Here is a 22024-nt window from a genome sequence, read left to right as displayed (position 1 = left end):
TAATGAGCCTGTTTTCCGCTGTCGAATTGGCACCCCGCGACCCCATCCTGGGCCTCAACGAAGCTTTCAACGCCGACACCCGTACCAATAAGGTCAACCTGGGTGTAGGTGTTTACTGCAATGAAGAGGGGCGTATTCCACTCCTGCGCGCCGTTGTCGAGGCCGAGACGGCTCGCGTGGCTCAGCACGTTTCCCGTGGCTACCTGCCGATCGACGGCATTGCCGCCTACGACCAGGCCGTGCAGACCTTGCTGTTCGGCAAGGATTCGCCGCTGATCGCCTCCGGTCGCGTCATTACCACCCAGGCCGTGGGCGGCACCGGTGCACTGAAGATCGGTGCCGACTTCCTCAAGCAACTGCTGCCTGATGCCGTCGTCGCCATCAGCGACCCAAGCTGGGAAAACCACCGCGCCCTGTTCGAAACCGCCGGCTTCCCGGTGCAGAACTACCGCTACTACGACGCCGCCACCCACGACGTGAACCGCAGCGGCCTGCTGGAAGACCTCAACGCCCTGCCCGACCGCTCGATCGTTGTGCTGCACGCCTGCTGCCACAACCCGACCGGCGTGGACCTGAGCCCGGAAGACTGGAAAAACGTGCTGGCCGTGGTCAAGGCCAAGAACCACGTTCCGTTCCTGGACATGGCCTACCAGGGCTTCGGCACCGGTATCGACGAAGACGCGGCGGCCGTGCGCCTGTTCGCCGAGTCGGGCCTGACCTTCTTTGCCTCCAGCTCGTTCTCCAAGTCGTTCTCGCTGTACGGCGAGCGCGTCGGCGCCCTGTCGATCGTCAGCGAATCGAAAGAAGAAAGTGCCCGCGTGCTGTCCCAGGTCAAGCGCGTGATCCGCACCAACTACTCCAACCCACCGACCCACGGCGCCAGTATCGTTGCCGCCGTGCTCAACAGCCCGGAACTGCGGGCCCAGTGGGAAGCCGAGCTGGCCGAAATGCGCCTGCGCATTCGCGGCATGCGCGTCCAGATGGTGGACATGCTGGCCAAGGCCGCCCCGCACCACGACTTCAGCTTCGTCGCACGCCAGAGCGGGATGTTCTCCTACTCCGGCCTGACCGTTGAACAAGTGACGCGCCTGCGCAACGAGTTCGGCATCTATGCCCTGGACACCGGTCGTATCTGCGTGGCCGCGCTGAACCAGAACAACATCGATGCGGTGACCAAGGCCATCGTCCAGGTGATCTGACGCCTCGGCGCTGGATGAAAAACGGGAAGCCATTGGCTTCCCGTTTTTTTTGGCCTGATGCTTCTGTGGCCTGCTTCTGTGGCGAGGGAGCTTGCTCCCGCTGGGGTGCGAAGCGGCCCTAAACCAGGCAACTCGGTGTGTCAGGCTGAGTGAGTTGACTGTTTTGGGGCTGCTTCGCAGCCCAGCGGGAGCAAGCTCCCTCGCCACAAAAGCAAAACCACCAAAGCAAAACCACCAAAGCAAGGCCACAAAAGCATCTGGCACGACTCTCGGTGAGGCTACAACTCCGTCGCCCGCTGGCTCGCCGCATCGTCATAAATGACATACAACGACTCGGCCACCTGGCTCTTGATCGCCTTGGTGCTTTCCAGCCCCAGGACAAAGCCCTCGGCCTTGCCGCCGGCGCGGTTCAGTTCTTCAGCGGTGCTGGCCTGGGTGATGGCGTCGTACAGTTTCTCGGCATGAGGCCCCACGCCCTTGGGTAAGCTGATCTGAGCGGTACTCACAAGAGCACCTCGGCGCGGCGGACACAGAGAAGGGGTAACAGGTGGTTCATGGCGCGTACCTTAATGTCGGCGAATGGCCGGCAGCGCGTCCTGCCACTTCCGGGCGACCATGGTAGTCCTCTCCTGCCCTGGCGGTAACTGCCAATCGTTGATTGACCGTCAAAGGGCACCAGGAATGCGCCGTCCGGCAATGGACGCTTGACTTCTCTTTGCCAATCAGTAACATACGCGCCATTCCGCGATAGCTCAGTTGGTAGAGCAAGTGACTGTTAATCACTGGGTCCCTGGTTCGAGTCCAGGTCGTGGAGCCAGACAGCAACAAACAAAAGCCCCTGAATCGAAAGATCCAGGGGCTTTTTTGTGGGTAAAAAATAGACTAATGGCCGTATATGCCTGGCCGAGGTCGCTACCGGAACAATAATCCGGCGCCAAAAAGGCATTATGGTCCGGATCCTGCTTTCTTTTCTCCAACAACCCAAGCTGTCACGTGAGCGTCATGACCGGGCCGCAAACTGGCTCTGTCCGCCAACAACAGCTTCATAAAAACAAGGACGAAGGTATGCCCACACAAAACCCCCATCGCATCGTCGGCCTGTGCACCTCCAGCAAGGTGTACAACGTGCTGACCGAACTCAAGCAACTGGAAGGCCACCGCAGCGCCAAGTTCCTTTCCCTGCTGGCGGAAAACCTGGTGCGCAAGGGCCTGCTCAACGAGCAGGAAGTGGTGCACATGCTCGATCTGGTCGTCGATTGAGCGGCATCGATTCCTACTATTGAGCCGGTTGATTTTTCGTTACCCCCACTGAGTCGTAAGGTAACCCCATCGATTGATGGAGGTTTCCCATGCCCAAGGTTCAAATCATGTCTGTCATTGGCAGCGCCGTCCCCGCCCCACTCCGGGAGCTCGGGTTGCTGGCCTGCTGGTATCTGGTGCAAGACGGCGTAACCATCAGCGGCCCGCTGACTTCACTGCCCGCCGCCCAGGCCCTGTCGCAACGTATTGGCCCCTACCTGCTGAGCGCCTAAGGCAACTGCACCCGCGGTGTGGTTTCGACGAACAGGGCCCAACTCGACATGAACAGCGCGGCGATCAGCGGCCCGATCACGAAGCCATTGAGCCCGAACACCGCCAGCCCGCCCAGTGTCGAGACCAGCACCATGTAGTCGGGCATCTTGGTGTCCTTGCCCACCAGGATCGGACGCAGGAAGTTGTCCACCAGGCCGATCACGAACACCCCGAACAGCGTCAGCACCACGCCCTGCCAGATCGCCCCCGAAAGCAGGAAATACACCGCCACCGGCGCCCAGACGAGGCCCGCCCCCACCGCCGGCAACAACGACAGGAACGCCATCAGCACCGCCCAGGGCAACACCGTTGGAATCCCCAGGACCCAGAAGATCAGCCCACCCAGCGCCCCCTGGCTGATGGCGACCAGCAGGTTGCCTTTTACCGTGGCGCGCACCACCCGATTGAATTTCAACTGCAGGCGGCGCTTTTGGTGTTCGGCCAAGGGAACGGCCGTGCGCACCTTGCGCACCAGCTCCGCGCCGTCGCGCAGAAAGAAGAACAGCAGGTAGATCATCACGAAGAAGCTGACCAGGAACTGAAAGGTCCCCTGCCCGAAACTGAAGGCCTGGGTGGCGAAGAACTCGCTGCCCTGCATCGCGCTTTTGACGATCTTGTCGCGCAAGCCGTTCAGGTTGCCCAGGCCGAAGCGGTCCAACAGATGCTGAAAGTACGGCGGCAAGGCATCCTTGAAACGGGCCAGGTAATCGGCAATGTCCAGTTCTCCGCTTTCCAGGCTCTTGTACAGCGCCGCGCCTTCCTGGACCAACAACGTACTGATGATGATCACCGGCAAGATCGCGCTGACCACGCAGATGCTCAACGTGAACAGCGAGGTGACATTGCGGTGCCAGCCGAATTTCAACTGCAGGCGGCGCTGCATCGGCGCAAAGACGATGCCCAGGATCACCGCCCAGAACACCGCGCCGTAAAACGGCAGCAGAATCCAGATGAACGCAATGGTGACCAGCACCAGGAGCAACATCTGGGCTTTGTTTTGCAGCATCTTTCGATTCATCAGCTTTCCATGTCCAAAGGCGGGATAAACATTAGTCAGCCAGGACTCGTGGGAGTGCCTTCTCGTTTGCGCCGTGCATTGATTCAGATCAATAGGGCCTGGCCGACCATGGGCTACCCTCGCCGCCTTTTGCGATCCGACGCCATCATGACCCTCGCCGCCCCCGAACTACTGGCCCCCGCCGGCACCCTGAAAAACATGCGCTATGCCTTCGCCTACGGTGCCGATGCGGTGTACGCCGGCCAGCCGCGCTACAGCCTGCGAGTGCGCAACAACGAGTTCGACCATGCGAACCTGGCCTTGGGCATTGCCGAGGCCCAGGCCATGGGCAAGCGCTTCTACGTGGTGGTGAACATCGCCCCGCACAACGCCAAGCTGCGCACCTTCCTCAAAGACCTTGAACCGGTGATTGCCATGGCGCCGGACGCGCTGATCATGTCCGACCCGGGGCTGATCATGCTGGTGCGCCGGCACTTCCCACAGATGCCGATTCACCTGTCGGTGCAGGCCAACACGGTGAACTGGGCGAGCGTCGAGTTCTGGCAGCAGCAGGGCTTGAGCCGGATCATCCTGTCCCGGGAACTGTCCCTGGAGGAAATCGCCGAGATCCGCGAGCAGGTGCCGGCCATGGAGCTGGAAGTATTCGTCCACGGCGCGCTGTGCATGGCCTATTCCGGGCGCTGCCTGCTGTCCGGCTATTTGAACAAGCGCGACGCCAACCAGGGCAGTTGCACCAACGCCTGTCGCTGGAAATATTCGGCCCAACCGGCGGTGGAAAACGCCGTGGGCGACATTGTGCAGAGCTATCAGCCCGAGCCGACCCTGGGCCTCGGCGCGCCCACCGACCAGGTGTTTTTGCTTCAGGAAGCCAATCGCCCGGAAGAATCCATGCCGGCCTTCGAGGACGAGCACGGCACCTACATCATGAATGCCAAGGACCTGCGCGCCGTACAACACGTCGAGCGCCTGGCGCGCATGGGTGTGCATTCGCTGAAGATCGAAGGCCGGACCAAGTCGCACTTCTATTGCGCGCGCACCACCCAGGTGTATCGCCAGGCCATCGATGACGCGGTGGCCGGCCGGGAATTTGATCGTGGCCTGATGACCGACCTGGAGTCCCTGGCCCAGCGCGGCTACACCGAAGGTTTTCTAAGGCGCCACGTGCACGACGAATACCAGAACTACCAGAACGGCAGCTCAGTGTCGGAGCGCCAGCAGTTCGTCGGCGAACTGACCGGCGAACGGCGCGAACGCCTGGCCGAAGTAAAGGTGAAGAACCGCTTTGGCCTTGGCGATCACATGGAACTGATGACCCCCAAGGGCAATTTCCACTTCGACCTGCATCACTTGCAGAACGCCAAAGGCCAGGGCATCGAGGTGGCACCGGGGGATGGGCACGTGGTGTACGTGCCCATCCCGGATGCGGTGGATCTGCGGTTCGGGTTGTTGATGCGCGATGTGCGCGAGCCTTAGCACTGGCACCGATCCAATAATGCAGGCGCCGCAGAACACTGTGGGAGCGAGCTTGCTCGCGATGGCGTCGGATCAGCCAATATTCATTTGACTGACACACCGCTATCGCGAGCAAGCTCGCTCCCACAGGTTTGGGACGGTCTGCCGTGCACGGCAAGAACTGCCGAAGGCTGCGATCCGTCTTTCTCTATAAGACCCGGTTGCCCAGGTGAAAACATCTGGATCGAGAGCAAAAGATCGCAGCCTTCGGCAGCTCCTGCTGCGATGGGATCAGATCCGGAACTGCCCCACCAGCTTGCCCAGGCGCTGGCCCAGGTCGGCCAGGCTGCGGGAAGTCTGGGCGCCGAGTTGGGTCTCGTCGGCGACGCTGTCCACGGCCACGGCGATCTGATGCACGCTGCGGTTGATTTCCTCGGCCACCGCGGTCTGTTCTTCGGCAGCGCTGGCGATCTGGGCGTTCATCGAGTTGATGGTGCCGATCAGTTGCGCCATGGTGTCCAGGGAGGCGCCGGCCTCGTTGGCCCGTTCCGAGGTGCCGTCACCGGCCTCACTGGAACGGCGCATCGCTTCCACCGCCGCGTGGGTGCCTGATTGCAGGCGATCGATCATGCCCTGGATTTCCTGGGTGCTCTGCTGGGTCCGGCTGGCCAGGGCCCGCACTTCATCGGCCACCACCGCAAAACCACGCCCGGCCTCGCCAGCACGCGCGGCCTCGATAGCGGCGTTGAGGGCCAGCAGGTTGGTCTGCTCGGCAATCGAACGAATCACCCCGAGCACGCTGACAATCGAGGCCACGTCCTGCTGCAGGCTATCCAGGGACACGCCACTGCTGCGGATATCGTTCACCAACGCATGAATCTGCTGGATGCTGCCGGCCACCACGCGCTTGGCCGACTGTCCTTCCTCGTCGGTCTGCTGGGCCGCGACGGCGGCGCCTTGGGCACTGCGGGCGACTTCCTGGGCCGCCGAGGACATTTCGTTGATCGCCGTGGCGACTTGATCGGTTTCGTGGCGCTGACGTTCCATCGCCTGCTCGGAGCGCTGGGCCTGCTCGGAGACTTGCGTCACCAGCCCGGTCAGTTGCGAGGTCATGTCGGTGATCTGCCGCACCAGGCCGTGGATCTTGTCGACGAAGCGGTTGAACGAACCGGCCAACTGGCCAAGCTCGTCCTGGCTGGTGATAGCCAGGCGGCGGGTCAGGTCGCCCTCACCCGCGGCGATGTCGTCGAGGTTGTCCTTCATCAGGTTCAAGGGACGCAGGATCGTGTTGGCGAGCACCAGGCCCACCACCGCAATCACCAGCAACACCACCGCGGCGATCCCGACGATGCTCAAGATCACACCTTGCAGACGTTCATGGACCGTGGCTTGCACCAACGCCACCTGGCCTTCGATGCCGTCCAGGTTGACCGAGCTGCCGACTGCCAGGTCCCACTTGGACAGGTATTCGGTGTAGCCGAGCTTGGGCACCAGGTCTTTGCTGTTGGGCAGCGGCGAGCTGTATTCCAGGTAGTGAGTCCCGTCCTTGGCGACTTTCACCAGGTCGCGGTTGACGTAGACACCGTTCGGGTCGCGGTTGTCCTTGAAACTCTTGCCCACGCCATCGGGGCTGTTGGCCTTGAACAGACGAATGGTCTCGGAGTCGTAGCCGAAGAAATAGCCGTCCTTGCCGTAGCTGATGTTCGACAGCAGCTTGATCGCCTGGGCACGCGCCTCGTTATCGCCAGGCGCGGCGGCATCGTAGAGCGGCTTGATGGCGGTCAGGCCCACCGCCACGTAGTTCTGCAGCGTGGCCTTGGCCTCGCTGAGCAGGCGCTCGCGGGTCTGCTGGACCTCTTTGCTAGCTTGCTCCTTCAAGATGAAAGCCGTGGTCAGGCTGATGATCACGGCGGACAGCAATACCGGCAGTATCGCAAGGGACAGGACTTTAGCCTTCAGGCTCAGGCGCATGCTGTTCACTCTTGTAGGTGTTATTGGCGTGGTTAGCTGTATTAACGGCATCGCACGGCAAAACTGTAGGGCAAGGTGAACGGTCCGTCGGCAGGGTCGTTGGATTCAGGACCTCATCGCGAGCAAGCTCGCTCCCACAGGGGAACGCATTCCAATGTGGGAGCGAGCTTGCTCGCGATTGAGGCAACTCGGTATTGAGGCTACAACATCATCGCCGCCACCCAACCAAACACCAGCAGCGGCAGGTTGTAGTGGATGAAGGTCGGGACCACGGTGTCCCAGATGTGATGGTGCTGGCCGTCGATGTTCAGGCCGGAGGTCGGGCCCAGGGTCGAGTCCGAGGCGGGCGAGCCGGCATCGCCCAGGGCGCCGGCGGTGCCGACGATGCAGACGATCGCCAGCGGGCTGAAGCCCAGTTGCAGGCACAGTGGCACGAAAATCGTCGCCAGGATCGGCACCGTGGAAAACGACGAGCCGATGCCCATGGTCACCAGCAGCCCCACCAGCAACATCATCAGCGCGCCGATGCCCTTGTTGTGGCCGATCCAGGCCGCCGAAGACTCCACCAGGCTCTGGACTTCACCGGTGGCCTTCATCACTTCGGCGAAGCCTGAGGCCGCGATCATGATGAAGCCGATCATCGCCATCATCTTCATGCCTTCGGTGAACAGGTCGTCAGTCTCGCGCCAGCGCACCACCCCCGACAGCGAGAAAATCAGGAACCCGACCAGGGCGCCGATGATCATCGAGTCCACCAGCAGTTGCACCGCGAACGCCGCCGCCACCGCAAACCCGGCCACCATCAGGCTCAGCGGGTTGTAGTTCACCTTCACCTGCTCGACCCGGGCAATTTTCTTCAGGTCGTAGACGCGCTTCTTGCGGTAGGAGAACAACGACAACAGCAAGCCAAACACCATGCCCAGCGCCGGAATGCCCATGGCATGGGTGACATTGATGCCGCTGACGTCCACACCGCTGCGGGCGATGTTGGCCAGGAGGATTTCGTTGAGGAAGATATTGCCGAAACCCACTGGCAGGAACATGTAGGGCGTGATCAGGCCGAAGGTCATGACGCAGGCGATCAACCGGCGGTCCAACTGCAGCTTGGTCAGTACGTAGAGCAGCGGCGGCACCAGCAGCGGGATGAAAGCGATGTGGATCGGCAAAATGTTCTGGGAGGCGACCGCGACCGTTCCCAGCAGACCGATCAGCACCCATTTGACGCCCGTGCCGCCGGCAGCGTCCTGGCGATCCACCAGGGCCAGGGCTTTGTCCGCCAGGGCGTGGGCCATGCCGGACTTGGCAATCGCCACGGCGAAGGCACCGAGCAAGGCGTAGGACAACGCCACTGTCGCACCGCCACCCAGGCCGGCATTGAACGCCTTGAGCGTCGCCTCGATCCCCAGGCCGCCCGTGAGGCCACCCACCAACGCGCCGATAATCAGCGCGATCACCACATGCACGCGGGACAGGCTGAGCACCAGCATGACGCCAACCGCGGCAATTACTGCATTTATCATCATTACCTCAAAGCACAGCGATGGAAAGCCACCGGACAAAAAGGTCGCGACTTTGCAGCAAGCGGCGGCAAGCTGCAAGGGCCGTGGGGCGGGTTTTCAAGTCTCGCAATATTTGCAGTCACCACTGCCCCCTGTGGGAGCGAGCCTGTGGGAGCAAAGCTTGCTCGCGATGACATCGTCACCTACAACATCTGTGCCGGCTTTAAAAATGCTATCGCGAGCAAGCTTTGCTCCCACAGGCTCACCCCACCCACAGGCTCACCCACAGGGATGGGGTGCCATGAAATAGCTGTCAGCGCTTGGGCAATTCGATCACCACCTTCAACCCGCCCCACTCGCTGTCGTCCAACGCCAGCAGGCCGCCCCAGGTGTCGACGATGTCCCGCACGATGCCCAGGCCCAGGCCGTGTCCATCGGTCTGTTCATCCAGTCGCGTGCCGCGGCTGAACACCTGGTCGCGGCGATCCCTGGGAATGCCGGGGCCGTCGTCTTCCACGGCCAGGCTGAACCCGTCGGCTGTCTCGATCATGGTCAGTCGCACTTCGGCGTCGGCCCATTTGCAGGCGTTGTCCAGCAGGTTGCCCAGCAGTTCCAGCAGGTCTTCACGATCCCACGGCAGGTGCAGGCCAGACGGGGCGACGTAGCTCAGGTGCAGGTGTTCGCCGTGGATCATGTTCAGCGTGGCCAGCAACCCCGGCAGCTCGGCGTCGCAGTCCAGGTGCGCGCCGGGCAAGGCATCACCGGACAAGCGGGCGCGGTTGAGTTCGCGGTTCAGGCGCTGGCGGACCTGCTCCAGTTGCTCGAGCAACAGTTTGCGCAACTCGGGATACGGATCGAGCTTCTCGTTCGAAGCCAGGCTTTGCAGCACCGCCAGCGGGGTCTTCAAGGCATGGCCAAGGTTGCCCAGGGCGTTGCGCGAACGCTTGAGGCTGTCCTCGGTGTGGGCCAGCAGATGGTTGATTTGCGCCACCAGCGGCTCCAGTTCCCGCGGCACCTGTTCGTCGAGTTGCGAACGCTGCCCGCGCTGCAACTGGGCAATCTGCTCCCGCGCCCGGTCCAGCGGACGCAAGGCGCGGCGCACGGTGATGCGGTGCAGCAACAGAATCAACAGCAGCCCCGCCAACCCCAGCCCGAGGCCGATCTGCTGCATTCGGCGGAAGCTGTCACGCACCGGCGTGTAATCCTGGGCCACGCTGATGGAGATCGCCTGGCCCAGCCGTCGATAGTCGGTACGCAGCACCAGCAGCTTCTGGCCCTCAGGCCCCAGCTGCAGGTTGCTGTGCAGGCCCGGGTGGTCGAGCCGGGGCAATTCCTGGTCCCACAGGGAGCGGGAGCGCCAGTGCACATCGGCAAAGTCGATGCGGAAATAATGCCCGGAAAACGGCCGCTGATAGGCCGGCGACAAACGTCGTTCATCCAGTTGCAACCCCTGTGGGCCGCGCACCAGGGCCACCAGCAGGTTTTCGCTGTCGTTGCGCAGCCCGGCTTCCAGGTAACGCTGCAAGCCCAGCTCGAACAGCCACAGACTGGTCTGTGCCAGGACCAGGCCGACCACCACCATCACACCGATCAACCCCAGGCTCAGGCACCGCTGGATGGATCTCACTGCGCCTGCCCGCCGAACAGGTAACCCTGGCCGCGACGGGTTTCGATCACACTGCGTCCCAGCTTGCGCCGCAGGTGATTGACGTGGACTTCGAGCACGTTGGAATCGCGCTCGGTCTCACCGTCATACAGGTGTTCGGCGAGATGGCTTTTGGAAAGGATCTGCTCGGGATGCAGCATGAAATAGCGCAACAGGCGGAACTCGGCCGCCGTGAGCTGGATGTCGGTGCCGTCGCGGACCACGCACTGGCGACTCTCATCCAGGTGCAACCCGGCCGATTTCAGCGTCGGCTGGTTGACCTGGCCGTGGGAGCGGCGCAGCAACGCCTGGATCCGCAACTGCAGCTCCTCAGGATGAAAAGGTTTGGTCAGGTAATCGTCGGCCCCGGCCTTGAGGCCTTCGATGCGCTCGGCCCAGGACCCACGTGCGGTAAGGATCAACACCGGCGTGCTCAGGCCACCGGCACGCCATTGGGCGAGCACCTCGAGCCCCGGCACGCCCGGCAGGCCGAGATCGAGGATGATCAGGTCGTAGGGTTCGCTGCTGCCCTGGTACACCGCGTCGCGACCATCGGCGAGCCAGTCGACAGCGTAGCCCTGGCGTGCAAGCCCGGCCATCAGTTCGTCGGCCAGGGGCACATGATCTTCCACCAGAAGCAGGCGCATCAGTCTTCCTTATCTTTGAGTAGGCGGCCGGTCGCGGCCTCCAGGTCCAATTCGCGCACGACGCCGTCGGTGTCCAGTAATTCGACCTCATAAATATAGACGCCGTGCTTTTCCTCCAGCTCGGCTTCCAGCAGTTTGGCGCCGGGATGCAAGTCCAGCGCCTGTTGCAGCAGGTGCTCCAGCGGCAAGATCACACCCTGCTGGCGCAGTTGCAGGGCCTCGTCCTGATCCAGGTCCCGGGCCACGGCCAGCGAACAAAACGCCAGCAGCGCCAGCGCCCATCGACTATGGGCGCGCAGATTAAGCTTCATTACGTATCCTGATGATTCTTGAGCACCTTGCCGTTGGTGGCGTCCAATTCCAGATCCCACTCAATGCCCTTCGTATCGCGCAGTTCCACTTGGTAAATGTACTTGCCGTACTCTTCGTCCAGCTCGGTATCGGTCAAGGTGGCGCCAGGGTGTTCGGCCAGGGCAGCGGCGTTGAGTTTTTCAAAGGACAGGATGGTACCAGCGTCTTGCAGTTTGCGGGCTTCGTCCGTGTCCAGGTCTCGTGCGTGAACCAGGCTGGTTCCCAGTGCCATGAGGGTCGCGATGAAAAAGGCAGTCAGGCGGTTCATGGGTTATCTCCTTCTTATAATCTTTACCGGGGGGACTGTATCGGGGTGAACTTAACTGAAACTGAATGGCCATCATGGAACCCACATCAATGTGGGAGCGAGCTTGCTCGCGATGGCGGTCTATCCGTTGATATCGATGTGACAGAACTGACGCTATCGCGAGCGAGCTCGCTCCCACAGGGTTTTGTGTCGTTATAATCAGCCGCTTACCCGTATTCGAGACCGGTATGACCGCCATCCACATCAAGTTTCCCGCCCTCACCCTCAAGGCCGGCCCCCGTGCGTTCGGGCGGATTCGCCAGGCCGGCTTGAACGCTGCCGACGTCGGCATCCTGCCGGGCGCTGCCGGTGGTCCCAAGGCCCTGGGCATCCAGGGGCTGGACCTGGCGCTGTTCGGCGAATGGCTGCCCGCCGAGCCCCGGGAGCGCTCGCTGATCGGGGCCTCGGTGGGTGCCTGGCGCTTCGCCAGCGCCTGCCTGCCGAATGCCGCCGAGGGAATCCGGCGCCTGGGCACGCTGTACAACGAACAAAGCTTTGCCAAAGGCGTGACCATGGCCGGGGTCAGCCAGAGCTCGCAACGCATGCTCGATGATTTGCTCGACGGCCGCGACGCTTCGATCCTCGATAACCCGCGATACCGGCTCAACATCATGGTGGTCAAGAGCCACGGCCTGCTGGCCCAGGATCATCGCGGCCGACTGGGCCTGGGCTTGTCGTCGGTGATCGCCGACAACCTGCGAAGCCGCGCACGGCTGTCGCGGCATTTCGAACGGCTGATCATTCATGACCCGCGCCTGGCCCCGCCCCTGCATCCGTTGAATGACTTTCCGTCACGCTTCGTTCCGCTGGCGGCCGGCAACCTGCGCCAGGCCCTGCTGGCCTCGGGCTCGATCCCGATGGTCATGGAAGGCGTGCGCGACCTGCCGGGTGCCGGGGCTGGCACCTACCGCGACGGCGGTCTGCTGGACTACCACCTCGACCTGCCGTACAGCGGCGAAGACATCGTGCTCTATCCGCACTTCACCGACCGGGTCATTCCCGGCTGGTTCGACAAGGGCCTGCCGTGGCGCCGGGGCAACGTCGACCGCCTGCAAGACGTGCTGTTGCTGGCGCCGTCGCGTGAATACCTGGCGCGCCTGCCCTACGGCAAACTGCCAGACCGCAACGACTTCAAGCGTTTCATGGGCGATGACCCGAGCCGCCGCCAGTACTGGCGCACGGCGATGGACGAGAGCCGCCGGCTCGGTGATGAGTTCCTGGAACTGGCGGCCAACGGCGGGTTGGGCGAGCGTTTGCTGACCCTTTAGTCAGCACGGTCGCGCAACGCCGTTATCAAACTGATAAACTGCGCCGCCTGCCTCGCGACCGATATCTAAAGAGCCCGAACCTGTGGAAATTTTCAAAGAGTTTACCTTCGAATCCGCCCACCGCCTGCCCCACGTGCCGGACGGCCACAAGTGCGGCCGCCTTCACGGCCACTCGTTCAAGGTGGCGATTCACCTGAGCGGCGACATCGACCCGCACACCGGCTGGATTCGCGACTTCTCGGAAATCAAGGCGATCTTCAAGCCGCTCTACGAGCGCCTGGACCACAACTACCTCAACGACATTCCTGGCCTGGAAAACCCCACCAGCGAAGTGTTGGCCAAGTGGATCTGGAATGAATTGAAGCCATTGCTGCCGGAACTCAGCGCCATCCGCATCCATGAGACCTGCACCAGCGGTTGCATCTACCACGGCGAATAAAACCTGTGGGATCCGCCTGTAGGGTCCCACCTGTGGGAGCAAAGCTTGCTCGCGATAAAGATTGCACGGTCTCTTCGGAACCGAGGCGCCTGTATCGCGGGCAAGCCTTGCTCCCACAAAATCTGGCGCCACCATTGGGGTTTCCCTGTCCCGTCAGCATTGGCCTATGCTCTACCCCCTGAGCCATTTTCAGGGGAGTATCGAGCATGACCCACTGGCCGCTGGATCACACATACGACTTCAACGGACACCCCATCCGCTACGCCATCCACGGCGACGGCCCGCCGCTGGTGTTTGTCCACGGCACTCCCTTCTCTTCCTACGTGTGGCACCGCATCGCCCCGCTGTTCTTCGCCACCCACACGGTGCATTACTTCGACCTGCTGGGGTATGGCCAGTCCGCGCAACCGGATGCCGATGTGTCCCTGGGCGTGCAAAACCAGCTACTCGCGCAACTGCTGGAGCACTGGGGCCTGGACTGCCCGGATGTGGTGGCCCATGACTTTGGCGGCGCCACGGCCCTGCGCACGCACCTGCTCAATGGCAAGGACTACCGCAGCCTGACCCTGATCGACCCGGTGGCCCTGTCGCCCTGGGGTTCACCCTTTGTCCAGCATGTACGCCAGCATGAAGCGGCGTTCAGCGGCCTGCCCGACTACATCCAGCGGGCGATCGTGCCGACCTATATCCGCGGTGCGATCAAACGGGACATCCCGGACGCCGAACTGGCGCCCTACGTGCAGCCGTGGCTTGGCGAGCCCGGCCAGGCGGCGTTCTACCGGCAGATTGCGCAGATGGACGAGCGTTATACCCGCGAAGCCGAGGGCTTGTACCCGACCGTGCGCTGCCCGACGCAGATACTGTGGGGCGAGGATGACCAGTGGATCCCCATCGAGCGCGGGCGGGCCCTGCACCAGCTGATTCCAGGTGCACAGTTCCACCCTGTTCCGAACGCCGGGCACCTGGTCCAGGAAGACGCGCCGGAGGCCGTCGTGGCGGCGGTATTGCGGTTCCTGGCATGAAGAACCCTGCATTCCATTGTGGGAGCGAGCTTGCTCGCGATAGCGTCAGGTCAGCCACATCGCCGTCAACTGATCTACCGCTATCGCGAGCAAGCTCGCTCCCACAGGGAAACCGGATAGGCAGTGAGAACTGTGTTCCAACTTGAATCACCGCCGCACCGCTTTCGATCCCTTCGCCCACCCGATCCCCAGGATTGTCTATAAATAACCTCGCGATCACTCGCTTGGCACGGCCGCTGCACGCTTGCGATATACCCCTCATCCGCAAGGACCGCCACATGACTCAGAACGATCCGGGCAATGACTACCCCTTGAGCGAAGTCCCGATGCACGCTCGCAAGGGCCTGGCCTCCACGGCCATGGTGCTGCTGGGTTTCACCTTTTTCACCGCCACCATGTTTGCCGGCGGCAAGCTGGGGGTAGCGTTCGGTTTTGCCGAAATGCTCACGGTCATCGTCATCGGCAATCTGCTGCTGGGTCTCTACGCCGCCGGCCTGGGCTACATCGCCTTCAAGAGCGGGCTCAATTCGGTGCTGATGGGCCGCTTCTGTTTCGGCGAGGTGGGCAGCAAGCTCAGCGACTTGATCCTGGGGTTCACCCAGATCGGCTGGTACGCCTGGGGCACAGCGACCGCCGCGGTGGTGCTGGGCAAGTATTTCCAATTGAGCGAAGGCACCGTGCTGGGATTGATGGTGCTGTTCGGCCTGGGGTTCTGTGCCACGGCCTATGTTGGTTATCGCGGGCTGGAAATCCTCTCGTACCTCGCCGTGCCGGCCATGATGTTGCTGCTGATGTTGTCGATGTGGGTCGCGACGGTGAAGGTCGGCGGTCTCGAGGGCTTGTTGGCGGTGGTGCCGACGGGCAGTCTCGACTGGTCCACTGCCATCACGTTGGTGTTCGGCACCTTCGTCAGCGGCGCGACCCAGGCGACCAACTGGACGCGGTTTTCCCGCTCGGCGAAGGTCGCGGTGCTGGCGAGCCTGATCGGCTTCTTCCTGGGTAACGGCCTGATGGTGCTGATCGGCGCCTACGGAGCCATCGTCTATCAACAACCGGACGTGGTCGAAGTGTTGCTGCTGCAGGGCTTCGCCATGGCGGCGATGGCCATGTTGCTGCTCAACATCTGGAGCACCCAGGACAACACCATCTACAATTTCGCCGTGGCAGGTTGCAACCTGCTGCGCACCCGCCGGCGCAAAACCGTGACCCTGGGCGGCGCGGTGATCGGCACGCTGCTGGCGCTGCTGGGCATGTACGATTTGCTGGTGCCGTACCTGATCCTGCTGGGCACGGTGATCCCACCCATCGGCGGGGTGATCATGGCCGATTTCTTCTTCCGCTGGCGTGGTCGTTACCCGCGCCTGGCCGAGGCGCAACTGCCGGCGTTCAACTGGCCCGGGCTGTTGGCCTATGGGGTTGGCACCGTCGCGGCGTTCAATTCGCCATGGATCGCGCCACTGGTAGGAATCGCTGCCGGCGCGCTAACGTATGTGCTATTGATCAGCGTAATGGGTACTCGCACCGCTGATGCGCCCCTACAAGACCTCTAAAGGATTCGCTTGATGCACATCATCAACGCCCGTCTGCGTAACCGTGAAGGCTTGCATGAACTGCACCTGGAAAACGGCCTGATCGCCAACATCGCCCGCCAGACCGAGGCCCCCAGCCTCGGCCCGGAAGACCTCGATGCCGGCGGCAACCTGGTGGTCCCGCCCTTCGTCGAACCGCACATTCACCTGGACGCGACCCTCACTGCGGGCGAGCCGCGCTGGAACATGAGCGGCACACTGTTCGAAGGCATTGAGTGCTGGGGCGAACGCAAGGCCACCATCACCGAAGAAGACACCAAGACCCGCGCCAAGAAAACCATCCAGGCCCTCGCCGCCCATGGCATCCAGCATGTGCGCACCCACGTCGACGTGACCGACCCCCAGCTTACGGCGCTCAAGGCGCTGCTGGAGGTTCGCGAGGAAAGCCGTCACCTGATCGACATGCAAATCGTCGCGTTTCCCCAGGAGGGCATCGAGTCCTATCGCAACGGCCGCGAGCTGATGGAAGAAGCGATCCGCATGGGCGCCGACGTGGTGGGCGGCATTCCCCACTTCGAGTACACCCGCGACCAGGGTGTCAGCTCGGTGAAATTCCTCATGGACCTGGCCGAACGCACCGGCTGCCTGGTAGATGTGCATTGCGACGAAACCGATGACCCGCACTCACGTTTCCTCGAAGTGCTCGCCGAAGAAGCCCGCAGCCGCGACATGGGCGCGCGGGTCACGGCCAGCCACACCACGGCCATGGGCTCCTACGACAACGCCTACTGCGCCAAGCTGTTCCGCCTGCTCGGGCACTCAGGCATCAGCTTTGTCTCTTGCCCAACCGAAAGCATTCACCTGCAAGGGCGCTTCGATAACTTCCCCAAACGCCGCGGTGTCACCCGGGTCAATGAACTGCTCGAGGCCGGGATGAATGTGTGCTTCGGCCAGGACTCCATCGTCGACCCGTGGTACCCGCTGGGCAACGGCAACATCTTGCGGGTCCTCGAAGCCGGCCTGCACATCTGCCACATGCTCGGCTACCGCAACCTGCAAAGCGCCCTGGACCTGGTCACCGACAACAGCGCCAAGGCCATGGCCCTGGGCGAGCGCTACGGCCTGGAACCCGGGCGCCCGGCGAACCTGCTGATCCTGTCGGCGGACAGTGACTACGAAGTGATCCGTAGCCAGGGCTTGCCACTCTATTCGATTCGCAACGGTGAAGTGCTGATGAAGCGCCAGATGCCGGTGGTGGAATTTGCGCAGCAGCCAGGCTGATTCCCACAACCCCTTGTGGGAGCGAGCTCGCTCGCGATGGCGGTCTACCCGTTGATATGGATGTGACTGACCCGCCGCTATCGCGAGCAAGCTCGCTCCCACAATGGATCTGTGTCGGATACACCATTTCTATCCACTGAAGCCCCCCTGTGGGAGCGAGCTCGCTCGCGATAGCGGCATCAGCCACACCGCAAAACTTCCAGAAAGCTCTACGGCACAGACCGCGCCGTCCCAAACAACCTGACCCGCACCAACTCACCCGCCTCTTCTTCCAGCAAAATCGGCGCAGTCCCCCCCGGCATCACCACACTCACCGCCCCCGCCTGCACCCAACCCACCCGCCATGCGGCACTGGCCACGGCACTGGCGCTGGTGCCCGAGGAAGCCGTGGGCCCCTCGCCCCGCTCAAACACCCGGGCCGCGATTCGCCCTTCGGCTTCGCGCCAAGCCCATTGCAGATTCACACCCCTCGGGCACGGAACACCGGCCCCACCAGGCGCCGCATAAGCAATTTGGGTCAGGCTTTGCGAGAGCGCCGCCACACGCATCTGCGAATTGCCCGGCAACGCCTCGACACCCGCCACCAGCGTCACGCAATGAGGATTGCCGAGGCTCACAAACTGGCTGTGGCCCCACGCCGGGTTCAACCGGTAAAGCGCCGCCACACGGCTGACATCGCACTGGTTGAACAGCACGCTCTCGACCTCCTGGGCGCCAACAGCCTGGGGCCCGAACAGCGGTTTGCCCAGGTCCAGCCAGAAGCCTTGGACACCGTCGAATTCAGCGGCACGAACCGAGGTGTGCAGCGGTGACAAGCCGTCGGGTTTATCGTGATGAACCTGCAGCACACACTCACCCGCGCTCGGCATCAAGCCTTGCGCTTGCAACGCCTGGGAGAAAATCGTCAGGCCGTTGCCGCTGCGCTCGGCCAGGGTGCCGTCGGTGTTGACGATCAACAGATCAAAAGGCGGTTCGCTCTGGAACGGGCCGATCAACAGACCGTCACTGCGATGGGCCTTGGCGTCCGGCGGCGCTTCGCCCGGAGCCCGACTGCAGAAGGCCTGCACGGCAGCCTTTGTCCAGGATTCGCGTGTGCGTGCAGCCTCGGCAGCCGACGGTGGCAGATCAATGCCCTGGTCACGGACCTGTCGAGGTGAAACGACTCCATAGATATTGCCGCGTGCGTCATAAAACTGCGTCATGGACCAAACCCGGTATCAGCCAGCAAGGGGCAGTACTTTATGCCGGCAAAGGCTGGGGGAGCAAAGCCTGCTGGCGACCCGGATATTCGCGTCGGCACCTTGGGCTCGCGGTGCGGTCAGTGGATGTGCAAGCATAGGCCCCTGCCCGCCGCACCACACCGCACGACAGCCAAGGACGTTTCATGACTGCCATTACGCCCCCGCCCACCTTTATCCCCGGACGCCTGGAACAGATGTCCACCCGCATCGCCTATCTCATCGCCGGCATCGGCATCGCCGCCTGGGCGCCGCTGGTGCCGTACGCCAAGGTGCGGGCGAACCTGGATGAAGGCACCCTCGGGTTGCTGCTGTTGTGCCTGGGGGTCGGGTCGATCCTGGCGATGCCGATTTCCGGTGCGCTGGCGGCGCGGTTCGGCTGCCGACGGGTGCTCAGCGGCGGCACGATTCTGATCTGCCTGGCGTTGCCGTTGCTGGCGACAATGACCTCCCTGCCCTGGCTGGTGGCCGCCTTGTTCCTGTTTGGCGCCGGGCTCGGCACCGTGGACTCGACCGTGAACCTGCAAGCGGTGATCGTCGAGCGGGCCAGCGGCAAGACCATGATGTCGGGTTTCCATGGCATGTTCAGCCTCGGCGGGATTATTGGCGCGGCGGGTGTAAGTGCCCTGCTTGGCCTGGGGCTTTCGCCGCTGGGGGCGACGCTGGTGGTCAATGGGGTGCTGCTGGTGGCGTTGTTCAAGGCTGCGCCGCACCTGCTGCCCTACGGCAGTGAGAGCTCGGGACCGGCGTTCGCCATTCCCCACGGCGTGGTGCTGTTTATCGGCATCCTGTGTTTTATCGTGTTCCTGGCCGAAGGCGCGGTGCTGGACTGGAGCGCCGTGTTCCTGACCACCGAACGCGCAGTGGATACCGCCTATGCCGGGTTGGGTTATGCCGCTTTCGCGCTGACCATGACCGTCGGCCGGCTGACCGGCGATTCAGTGGTGCATCGCCTGGGGGCCAAACGCGTGATCATCTATGGCGGATCGATCGCGGCAACCGGGTTCCTGCTGGCGACCCTCGCACCGATGTGGCAAGCCGCGCTACTGGGCTATGCGTTGGTGGGCGCCGGGTGTTCGAACATCGTGCCGGTGCTGTACACCGCGGTCGGCAAACAGACCTTGATGCCAGAGGCCATCGCTGTGCCGGCCATCACCACCATCGGCTATGCCGGCATCCTTGCCGGCCCGGCGCTGATCGGCTTCGTCGCCCATGGCAGCAGCTTGAGCATTGCCTTTGGGCTGATTGCGCTATCGCTGGTGGCGGTGGCGGCCAGTGGGAAGGTGTTGAAGGTCTGAGTTCTCTACAGACCTTGTGGGAGCAAGGCTTGCCCCCACAGGTATTTTTTCTTCTGATTACGCTTCAGGCATCTTGCGAAAGCCCACTGCCAAGCGGTTCCAGCCATTGATGGCGTTGATCGCCACGGTCAGGTCGACCATTTCCTTGGGGCTGAAATGCTCGCTCAGCAAGGCATAGTCGGCGTCCGGCGCGTGGGTGTCGCTCAGGCGGGTCAGGGCTTCGGTCCAGGCCAGGGCCGCGCGCTCACGGCCGGTGAAGAACGGTGCTTCGCGCCAAGCGGTCACGGCGTACAGGCGACGTTCGGTCTCGCCGTCCTTGCGGGCATCGGCGGTGTGCATGTCGATGCAGAAAGCACAGCCATTGATTTGCGAGGAGCGCAGCTTGACCAGCTCCAGCAGGGACTTCTCCAGGCCCAGCTTCGAGACGGCGGTTTCCAGGGCCAGCATGGCTTTGAAAGCGTCGGGGGAAGCGGTGTAGAAATCGATACGCGGTTGCATGGTGAACTCCAGGACAATTGGGTGTAGCGCTACGTTAGCCGTGCGGTGGCGCGGTACAAATAGCCAATTGTTGGGAAGTTCGGGTGGCCAATGGCAGGCGGTGGGAACAACCTATCAAAGGGAGAGAGGCTTCTCTGTGGCGAGGGAGCTTGCTCCCGCTCGGCTGCGCTGTAGGAGCTGCCGAAGGCTGCGATCTTTTGATCTTTCGCTCGGGACTCAAGTGACTGGGGAAAGATCGCAGCCTCGTTGCACTCGACAGCTCCTACGACCCAGCGGGAGCAAGCTCCCTCGCCACAGGGCCATGAGCACTTCAGTCAGGCCCGGCTGCGCAACCACTGCAAAAAACGCTTCTTGACGATCGGCTTGGGGGCTTCGCGGGTCAGGTTCTGGGCCAGGTGCATGCGCACGTCCAGCAGGTTTTTCATCGCGTCGTTGATGTCGCGACGGGCCTCGAGGCACGGCTTGAGGTAGCTGTTCTCGATGCGGTACAGGGTGCAGAAGGTCTTGGCGTTAAAGTTCGCCAGCGCTGCCTGTTCGGCGACGATCCCGGCTTCGCCGATCACCTCCCCCGGCCCCATGCGCCCGCCCTCGAGTGGCTGGCCGTTGCGCATGAGGCTCACGCTGACCACCCCGGACTCGATGATGAACAGATGATCGCTGACCTCCCCGGCCGCCAGGATCACATCACCCGCACGGAAGGTCTGCAGGGTCATGTTCTGGCTGAAGGTGTCTTTCTCGTCCTGGCGCAAGGTAGAGAAAATGTTCGAGCTTTCCAGCAGGGCCCGGGGTCGCGACACCTCCTGCGGCACCGCGCTTTCACTGGTGGACAACAGGCTCACGCCCGACGCCTGCAAATGCCGGAACGCCAGGTCGAACAGCTGGTTGCGCACCGTGCGTTTCTGGGCCATGGAGGCAACGAACCCGCTGATCTCGTACTCCGCGCCGCCACTGCCGCTGCTTTTGAGCGTCACGCAGGGGGGCGGGCTGGCGAGCAGGGAACGACAGCCGATCATCGCCCGCTCCAGCGCGTCGATCACGGTTTGTGGCCGCGCATGAGGGCTGACCTGGATACTGATGGACAAGCCATGGACGTCGCTGGGTCGACTGAAGTTGATGACCTTGGCCTTTGCCGCCAGCGAGTTGGGGATCACCGCCATGCTGCCCTGGGCGGTCTGCAAGCGCGTGGCCCGCCAGTCGATGTCAGTGACCCGGCCTTCGGTGCCGTCGATGGAAATCCAGTCATCGAGCTGATAAGGCTTGGTGGTGTTGAGCACGATCCCGGAGAACACGTCGCTGAGGGTGCTCTGCAAGGCCAAGCCGACGATGATCGCCATCGCGCCGGACGTCGCCAACACGCCTTTGACCGGCAAATCCAGCACGTAGGCCATTGCCGCGATGACGGCGATCAGGAAAATCACCGCGCCGAGCAAATCCTGCAGCAACCGCCCGGTATGGCCGACCCGTTGCATCATCGCCGCACCGATCAGCACCGTCAGGGTTCGCGCGGCGAACAGCCACCAGGCGATCTGCAGGCCGGTCGCGGCCAGGTGCCGCGGCACATCGTCAACCCACTGCGCCGGCTCCATGGGGTTGAGGCCTTCGTTGAACAGCAGCACGCTGAACAGCGAAAAAATCACCAGCCTTGCGCCGACTTTCCAATAGATCCGATCCGCACTGACCAGGCGCCACATCAACAGGTCGAGCACCAGCAGCGCCAGGGAACAGAGCAGCGGGTGCTCGGAGATCAGAGACAGCATCGGGACAGCTCCAGGAAGGCGATTGGCGAAGAT

21 protein-coding genes and 1 tRNA gene are annotated in these 22024 nt (G+C 62.7%); 11 read left to right on the top strand and 11 right to left on the bottom strand.

Going from position 1 to position 22024, the window contains the following annotated elements; all coding sequences use genetic code 11:
- Positions 1-2 precede the first annotated feature (2 nt).
- Positions 3-1199 carry an amino acid aminotransferase gene (locus tag AB4Z20_RS06940; RefSeq protein ID WP_253476598.1) on the top strand — a complete coding sequence of 399 codons (1197 nt, stop codon included), beginning with the start codon at positions 3-5 and terminating at the stop codon, positions 1197-1199.
- A 278-nt stretch (positions 1200-1477) separates the two neighbouring features.
- On the opposite strand, the gene AB4Z20_RS06935 is transcribed toward AB4Z20_RS06940, so the two are convergent.
- The gene (locus AB4Z20_RS06935; RefSeq protein ID WP_018612405.1) at positions 1478-1705 is read right to left on the bottom strand and encodes a hypothetical protein; all 228 of its coding nucleotides are present in this window, start codon (positions 1703-1705) and stop codon (positions 1478-1480) included.
- A gap of 235 nt (positions 1706-1940) precedes the next feature.
- Between AB4Z20_RS06935 and AB4Z20_RS06930 the strand changes: the two genes are divergently transcribed.
- The 3 genes from AB4Z20_RS06930 to AB4Z20_RS06920 all read left to right on the top strand — a co-directional run bounded on the left by AB4Z20_RS06930 (position 1941) and on the right by AB4Z20_RS06920 (position 2731).
- Positions 1941-2016 (top strand) — tRNA-Asn (locus AB4Z20_RS06930).
- A gap of 248 nt (positions 2017-2264) precedes the next feature.
- On the top strand, positions 2265-2459 hold the full coding sequence (locus AB4Z20_RS06925) for a hypothetical protein (RefSeq protein WP_003203896.1): 195 nt from the start codon (positions 2265-2267) through the stop codon (positions 2457-2459).
- Positions 2460-2548: 89 nt separating this feature from the next.
- Positions 2549-2731, top strand: coding sequence for a hypothetical protein (locus AB4Z20_RS06920; protein WP_003203898.1), 183 nt, complete (start codon positions 2549-2551; stop codon positions 2729-2731).
- Here AB4Z20_RS06920 and AB4Z20_RS06915 read toward each other — a convergent pair.
- Complete coding sequence (locus AB4Z20_RS06915; protein ID WP_253476600.1) at positions 2728-3789, bottom strand: AI-2E family transporter; 1062 nt, start codon at positions 3787-3789, stop codon at positions 2728-2730. The two genes, AB4Z20_RS06920 and AB4Z20_RS06915, sit on opposite strands and share 4 nt — an antisense overlap.
- Positions 3790-3936: 147 nt before the next feature.
- Between AB4Z20_RS06915 and trhP the strand changes: the two genes are divergently transcribed.
- On the top strand, positions 3937-5262 hold the full coding sequence (trhP, locus tag AB4Z20_RS06910; RefSeq protein WP_253476602.1) for a prephenate-dependent tRNA uridine(34) hydroxylase TrhP: 1326 nt from the start codon (positions 3937-3939) through the stop codon (positions 5260-5262).
- 270 nt (positions 5263-5532) lie between these two features.
- On the opposite strand, the gene AB4Z20_RS06905 is transcribed toward trhP, so the two are convergent.
- The 6 genes from AB4Z20_RS06905 to AB4Z20_RS06880 all read right to left on the bottom strand — a co-directional run bounded on the left by AB4Z20_RS06905 (position 5533) and on the right by AB4Z20_RS06880 (position 11622).
- Positions 5533-7212 carry a methyl-accepting chemotaxis protein gene (locus tag AB4Z20_RS06905; RefSeq protein ID WP_253476604.1) on the bottom strand — a complete coding sequence of 560 codons (1680 nt, stop codon included), beginning with the start codon at positions 7210-7212 and terminating at the stop codon, positions 5533-5535.
- A gap of 200 nt (positions 7213-7412) precedes the next feature.
- A complete protein-coding gene (locus AB4Z20_RS06900) occupies positions 7413-8729 on the bottom strand; it encodes a Na+/H+ antiporter family protein (RefSeq protein WP_442089676.1) in 1317 nt (438 codons plus the stop codon).
- A gap of 295 nt (positions 8730-9024) precedes the next feature.
- Positions 9025-10338 carry a sensor histidine kinase gene (locus tag AB4Z20_RS06895; protein ID WP_253476606.1) on the bottom strand — a complete coding sequence of 438 codons (1314 nt, stop codon included), beginning with the start codon at positions 10336-10338 and terminating at the stop codon, positions 9025-9027.
- Positions 10335-11003 carry a response regulator transcription factor gene (locus AB4Z20_RS06890; protein WP_063320294.1) on the bottom strand — a complete coding sequence of 223 codons (669 nt, stop codon included), beginning with the start codon at positions 11001-11003 and terminating at the stop codon, positions 10335-10337. The genes AB4Z20_RS06895 and AB4Z20_RS06890 overlap by 4 nt, the downstream gene beginning before the upstream one ends.
- On the bottom strand, positions 11003-11314 hold the full coding sequence (locus tag AB4Z20_RS06885) for a PepSY domain-containing protein (RefSeq protein ID WP_134925124.1): 312 nt from the start codon (positions 11312-11314) through the stop codon (positions 11003-11005). Before AB4Z20_RS06885 ends, AB4Z20_RS06890 begins: the two co-directional genes overlap by 1 nt.
- Positions 11314-11622, bottom strand: a complete 309-nt coding sequence (locus tag AB4Z20_RS06880) for a PepSY domain-containing protein (RefSeq protein ID WP_320389184.1) — start codon at positions 11620-11622, stop codon at positions 11314-11316. Before AB4Z20_RS06880 ends, AB4Z20_RS06885 begins: the two co-directional genes overlap by 1 nt.
- 227 nt (positions 11623-11849) lie before the next feature.
- Here AB4Z20_RS06880 and AB4Z20_RS06875 point away from each other — a divergent pair, with 227 nt between their 5' ends.
- From AB4Z20_RS06875 to codA, 5 genes are all read left to right on the top strand, one after another.
- Positions 11850-12929: a patatin-like phospholipase family protein gene (locus AB4Z20_RS06875; protein ID WP_442089601.1), complete on the top strand. Its 1080-nt coding sequence runs from the start codon at positions 11850-11852 to the stop codon at positions 12927-12929.
- Between the two features lie 82 nt (positions 12930-13011).
- On the top strand, positions 13012-13368 hold the full coding sequence (gene queD, locus AB4Z20_RS06870) for a 6-carboxytetrahydropterin synthase QueD (protein ID WP_003203918.1): 357 nt from the start codon (positions 13012-13014) through the stop codon (positions 13366-13368).
- 206 nt (positions 13369-13574) lie between these two features.
- Positions 13575-14390, top strand: a complete 816-nt coding sequence (locus AB4Z20_RS06865) for an alpha/beta fold hydrolase (RefSeq protein ID WP_253476613.1) — start codon at positions 13575-13577, stop codon at positions 14388-14390.
- A gap of 278 nt (positions 14391-14668) precedes the next feature.
- Positions 14669-15940, top strand: coding sequence for a cytosine permease (gene codB, locus AB4Z20_RS06860; RefSeq protein ID WP_253476615.1), 1272 nt, complete (start codon positions 14669-14671; stop codon positions 15938-15940).
- Between the two features lie 12 nt (positions 15941-15952).
- Entirely contained in the window at positions 15953-17200 is a 1248-nt protein-coding gene (gene codA, locus AB4Z20_RS06855) for a cytosine deaminase (RefSeq protein ID WP_214510490.1), read from the top strand.
- A gap of 209 nt (positions 17201-17409) precedes the next feature.
- On the opposite strand, the gene AB4Z20_RS06850 is transcribed toward codA, so the two are convergent.
- On the bottom strand, positions 17410-18402 hold the full coding sequence (locus AB4Z20_RS06850) for a diaminopimelate epimerase (RefSeq protein WP_442089600.1): 993 nt from the start codon (positions 18400-18402) through the stop codon (positions 17410-17412).
- A gap of 182 nt (positions 18403-18584) precedes the next feature.
- On the opposite strand from AB4Z20_RS06850, the gene AB4Z20_RS06845 reads away from it, so the two are divergent.
- A complete protein-coding gene (locus tag AB4Z20_RS06845; RefSeq protein ID WP_442089599.1) occupies positions 18585-19736 on the top strand; it encodes an MFS transporter in 1152 nt (383 codons plus the stop codon).
- 57 nt (positions 19737-19793) lie between these two features.
- On the opposite strand, the gene AB4Z20_RS06840 is transcribed toward AB4Z20_RS06845, so the two are convergent.
- Both AB4Z20_RS06840 and AB4Z20_RS06835 read right to left on the bottom strand, forming a co-directional pair.
- Positions 19794-20234, bottom strand: coding sequence for a carboxymuconolactone decarboxylase family protein (locus tag AB4Z20_RS06840; RefSeq protein ID WP_003203930.1), 441 nt, complete (start codon positions 20232-20234; stop codon positions 19794-19796).
- A gap of 314 nt (positions 20235-20548) precedes the next feature.
- On the bottom strand, positions 20549-21991 hold the full coding sequence (locus AB4Z20_RS06835; RefSeq protein ID WP_253476621.1) for a mechanosensitive ion channel family protein: 1443 nt from the start codon (positions 21989-21991) through the stop codon (positions 20549-20551).
- Between the last annotated feature and the right edge of the window lie 33 nt (positions 21992-22024).

Origin of the sequence: Pseudomonas sp. KB_12 (assembly GCF_052114545.1) — a bacterium.
GTDB classification, from domain to species: Bacteria; Pseudomonadota; Gammaproteobacteria; order Pseudomonadales; family Pseudomonadaceae; genus Aquipseudomonas; species Aquipseudomonas brassicacearum.
The sequence above is the reverse complement of the archived record's forward strand: the minus strand, read 5'-3'. Positions and strand labels throughout refer to the sequence as shown.

Coding starts and splice junctions, on each gene's coding strand:
- AB4Z20_RS06835 (WP_253476621.1), bottom strand. CDS start 21,991: ATGCTGTCTCTGATCTCCGAGCACCCGCTGCTCTGTTCCCTGGCGCTG.
- AB4Z20_RS06850 (WP_442089600.1), bottom strand. CDS start 18,402: ATGACGCAGTTTTATGACGCACGCGGCAATATCTATGGAGTCGTTTCA.
- codB (WP_253476615.1), top strand. CDS start 14,669: ATGACTCAGAACGATCCGGGCAATGACTACCCCTTGAGCGAAGTCCCG.
- AB4Z20_RS06905 (WP_253476604.1), bottom strand. CDS start 7,212: ATGCGCCTGAGCCTGAAGGCTAAAGTCCTGTCCCTTGCGATACTGCCG.
- AB4Z20_RS06940 (WP_253476598.1), top strand. CDS start 3: ATGAGCCTGTTTTCCGCTGTCGAATTGGCACCCCGCGACCCCATCCTG.
- AB4Z20_RS06845 (WP_442089599.1), top strand. CDS start 18,585: ATGACTGCCATTACGCCCCCGCCCACCTTTATCCCCGGACGCCTGGAA.
- AB4Z20_RS06865 (WP_253476613.1), top strand. CDS start 13,575: ATGACCCACTGGCCGCTGGATCACACATACGACTTCAACGGACACCCC.
- trhP (WP_253476602.1), top strand. CDS start 3,937: ATGACCCTCGCCGCCCCCGAACTACTGGCCCCCGCCGGCACCCTGAAA.
- AB4Z20_RS06840 (WP_003203930.1), bottom strand. CDS start 20,234: ATGCAACCGCGTATCGATTTCTACACCGCTTCCCCCGACGCTTTCAAA.
- AB4Z20_RS06915 (WP_253476600.1), bottom strand. CDS start 3,789: ATGAATCGAAAGATGCTGCAAAACAAAGCCCAGATGTTGCTCCTGGTG.
- AB4Z20_RS06890 (WP_063320294.1), bottom strand. CDS start 11,003: ATGCGCCTGCTTCTGGTGGAAGATCATGTGCCCCTGGCCGACGAACTG.
- AB4Z20_RS06885 (WP_134925124.1), bottom strand. CDS start 11,314: ATGAAGCTTAATCTGCGCGCCCATAGTCGATGGGCGCTGGCGCTGCTG.
- codA (WP_214510490.1), top strand. CDS start 15,953: ATGCACATCATCAACGCCCGTCTGCGTAACCGTGAAGGCTTGCATGAA.
- AB4Z20_RS06875 (WP_442089601.1), top strand. CDS start 11,850: ATGACCGCCATCCACATCAAGTTTCCCGCCCTCACCCTCAAGGCCGGC.
- AB4Z20_RS06925 (WP_003203896.1), top strand. CDS start 2,265: ATGCCCACACAAAACCCCCATCGCATCGTCGGCCTGTGCACCTCCAGC.
- AB4Z20_RS06880 (WP_320389184.1), bottom strand. CDS start 11,622: ATGAACCGCCTGACTGCCTTTTTCATCGCGACCCTCATGGCACTGGGA.
- AB4Z20_RS06920 (WP_003203898.1), top strand. CDS start 2,549: ATGCCCAAGGTTCAAATCATGTCTGTCATTGGCAGCGCCGTCCCCGCC.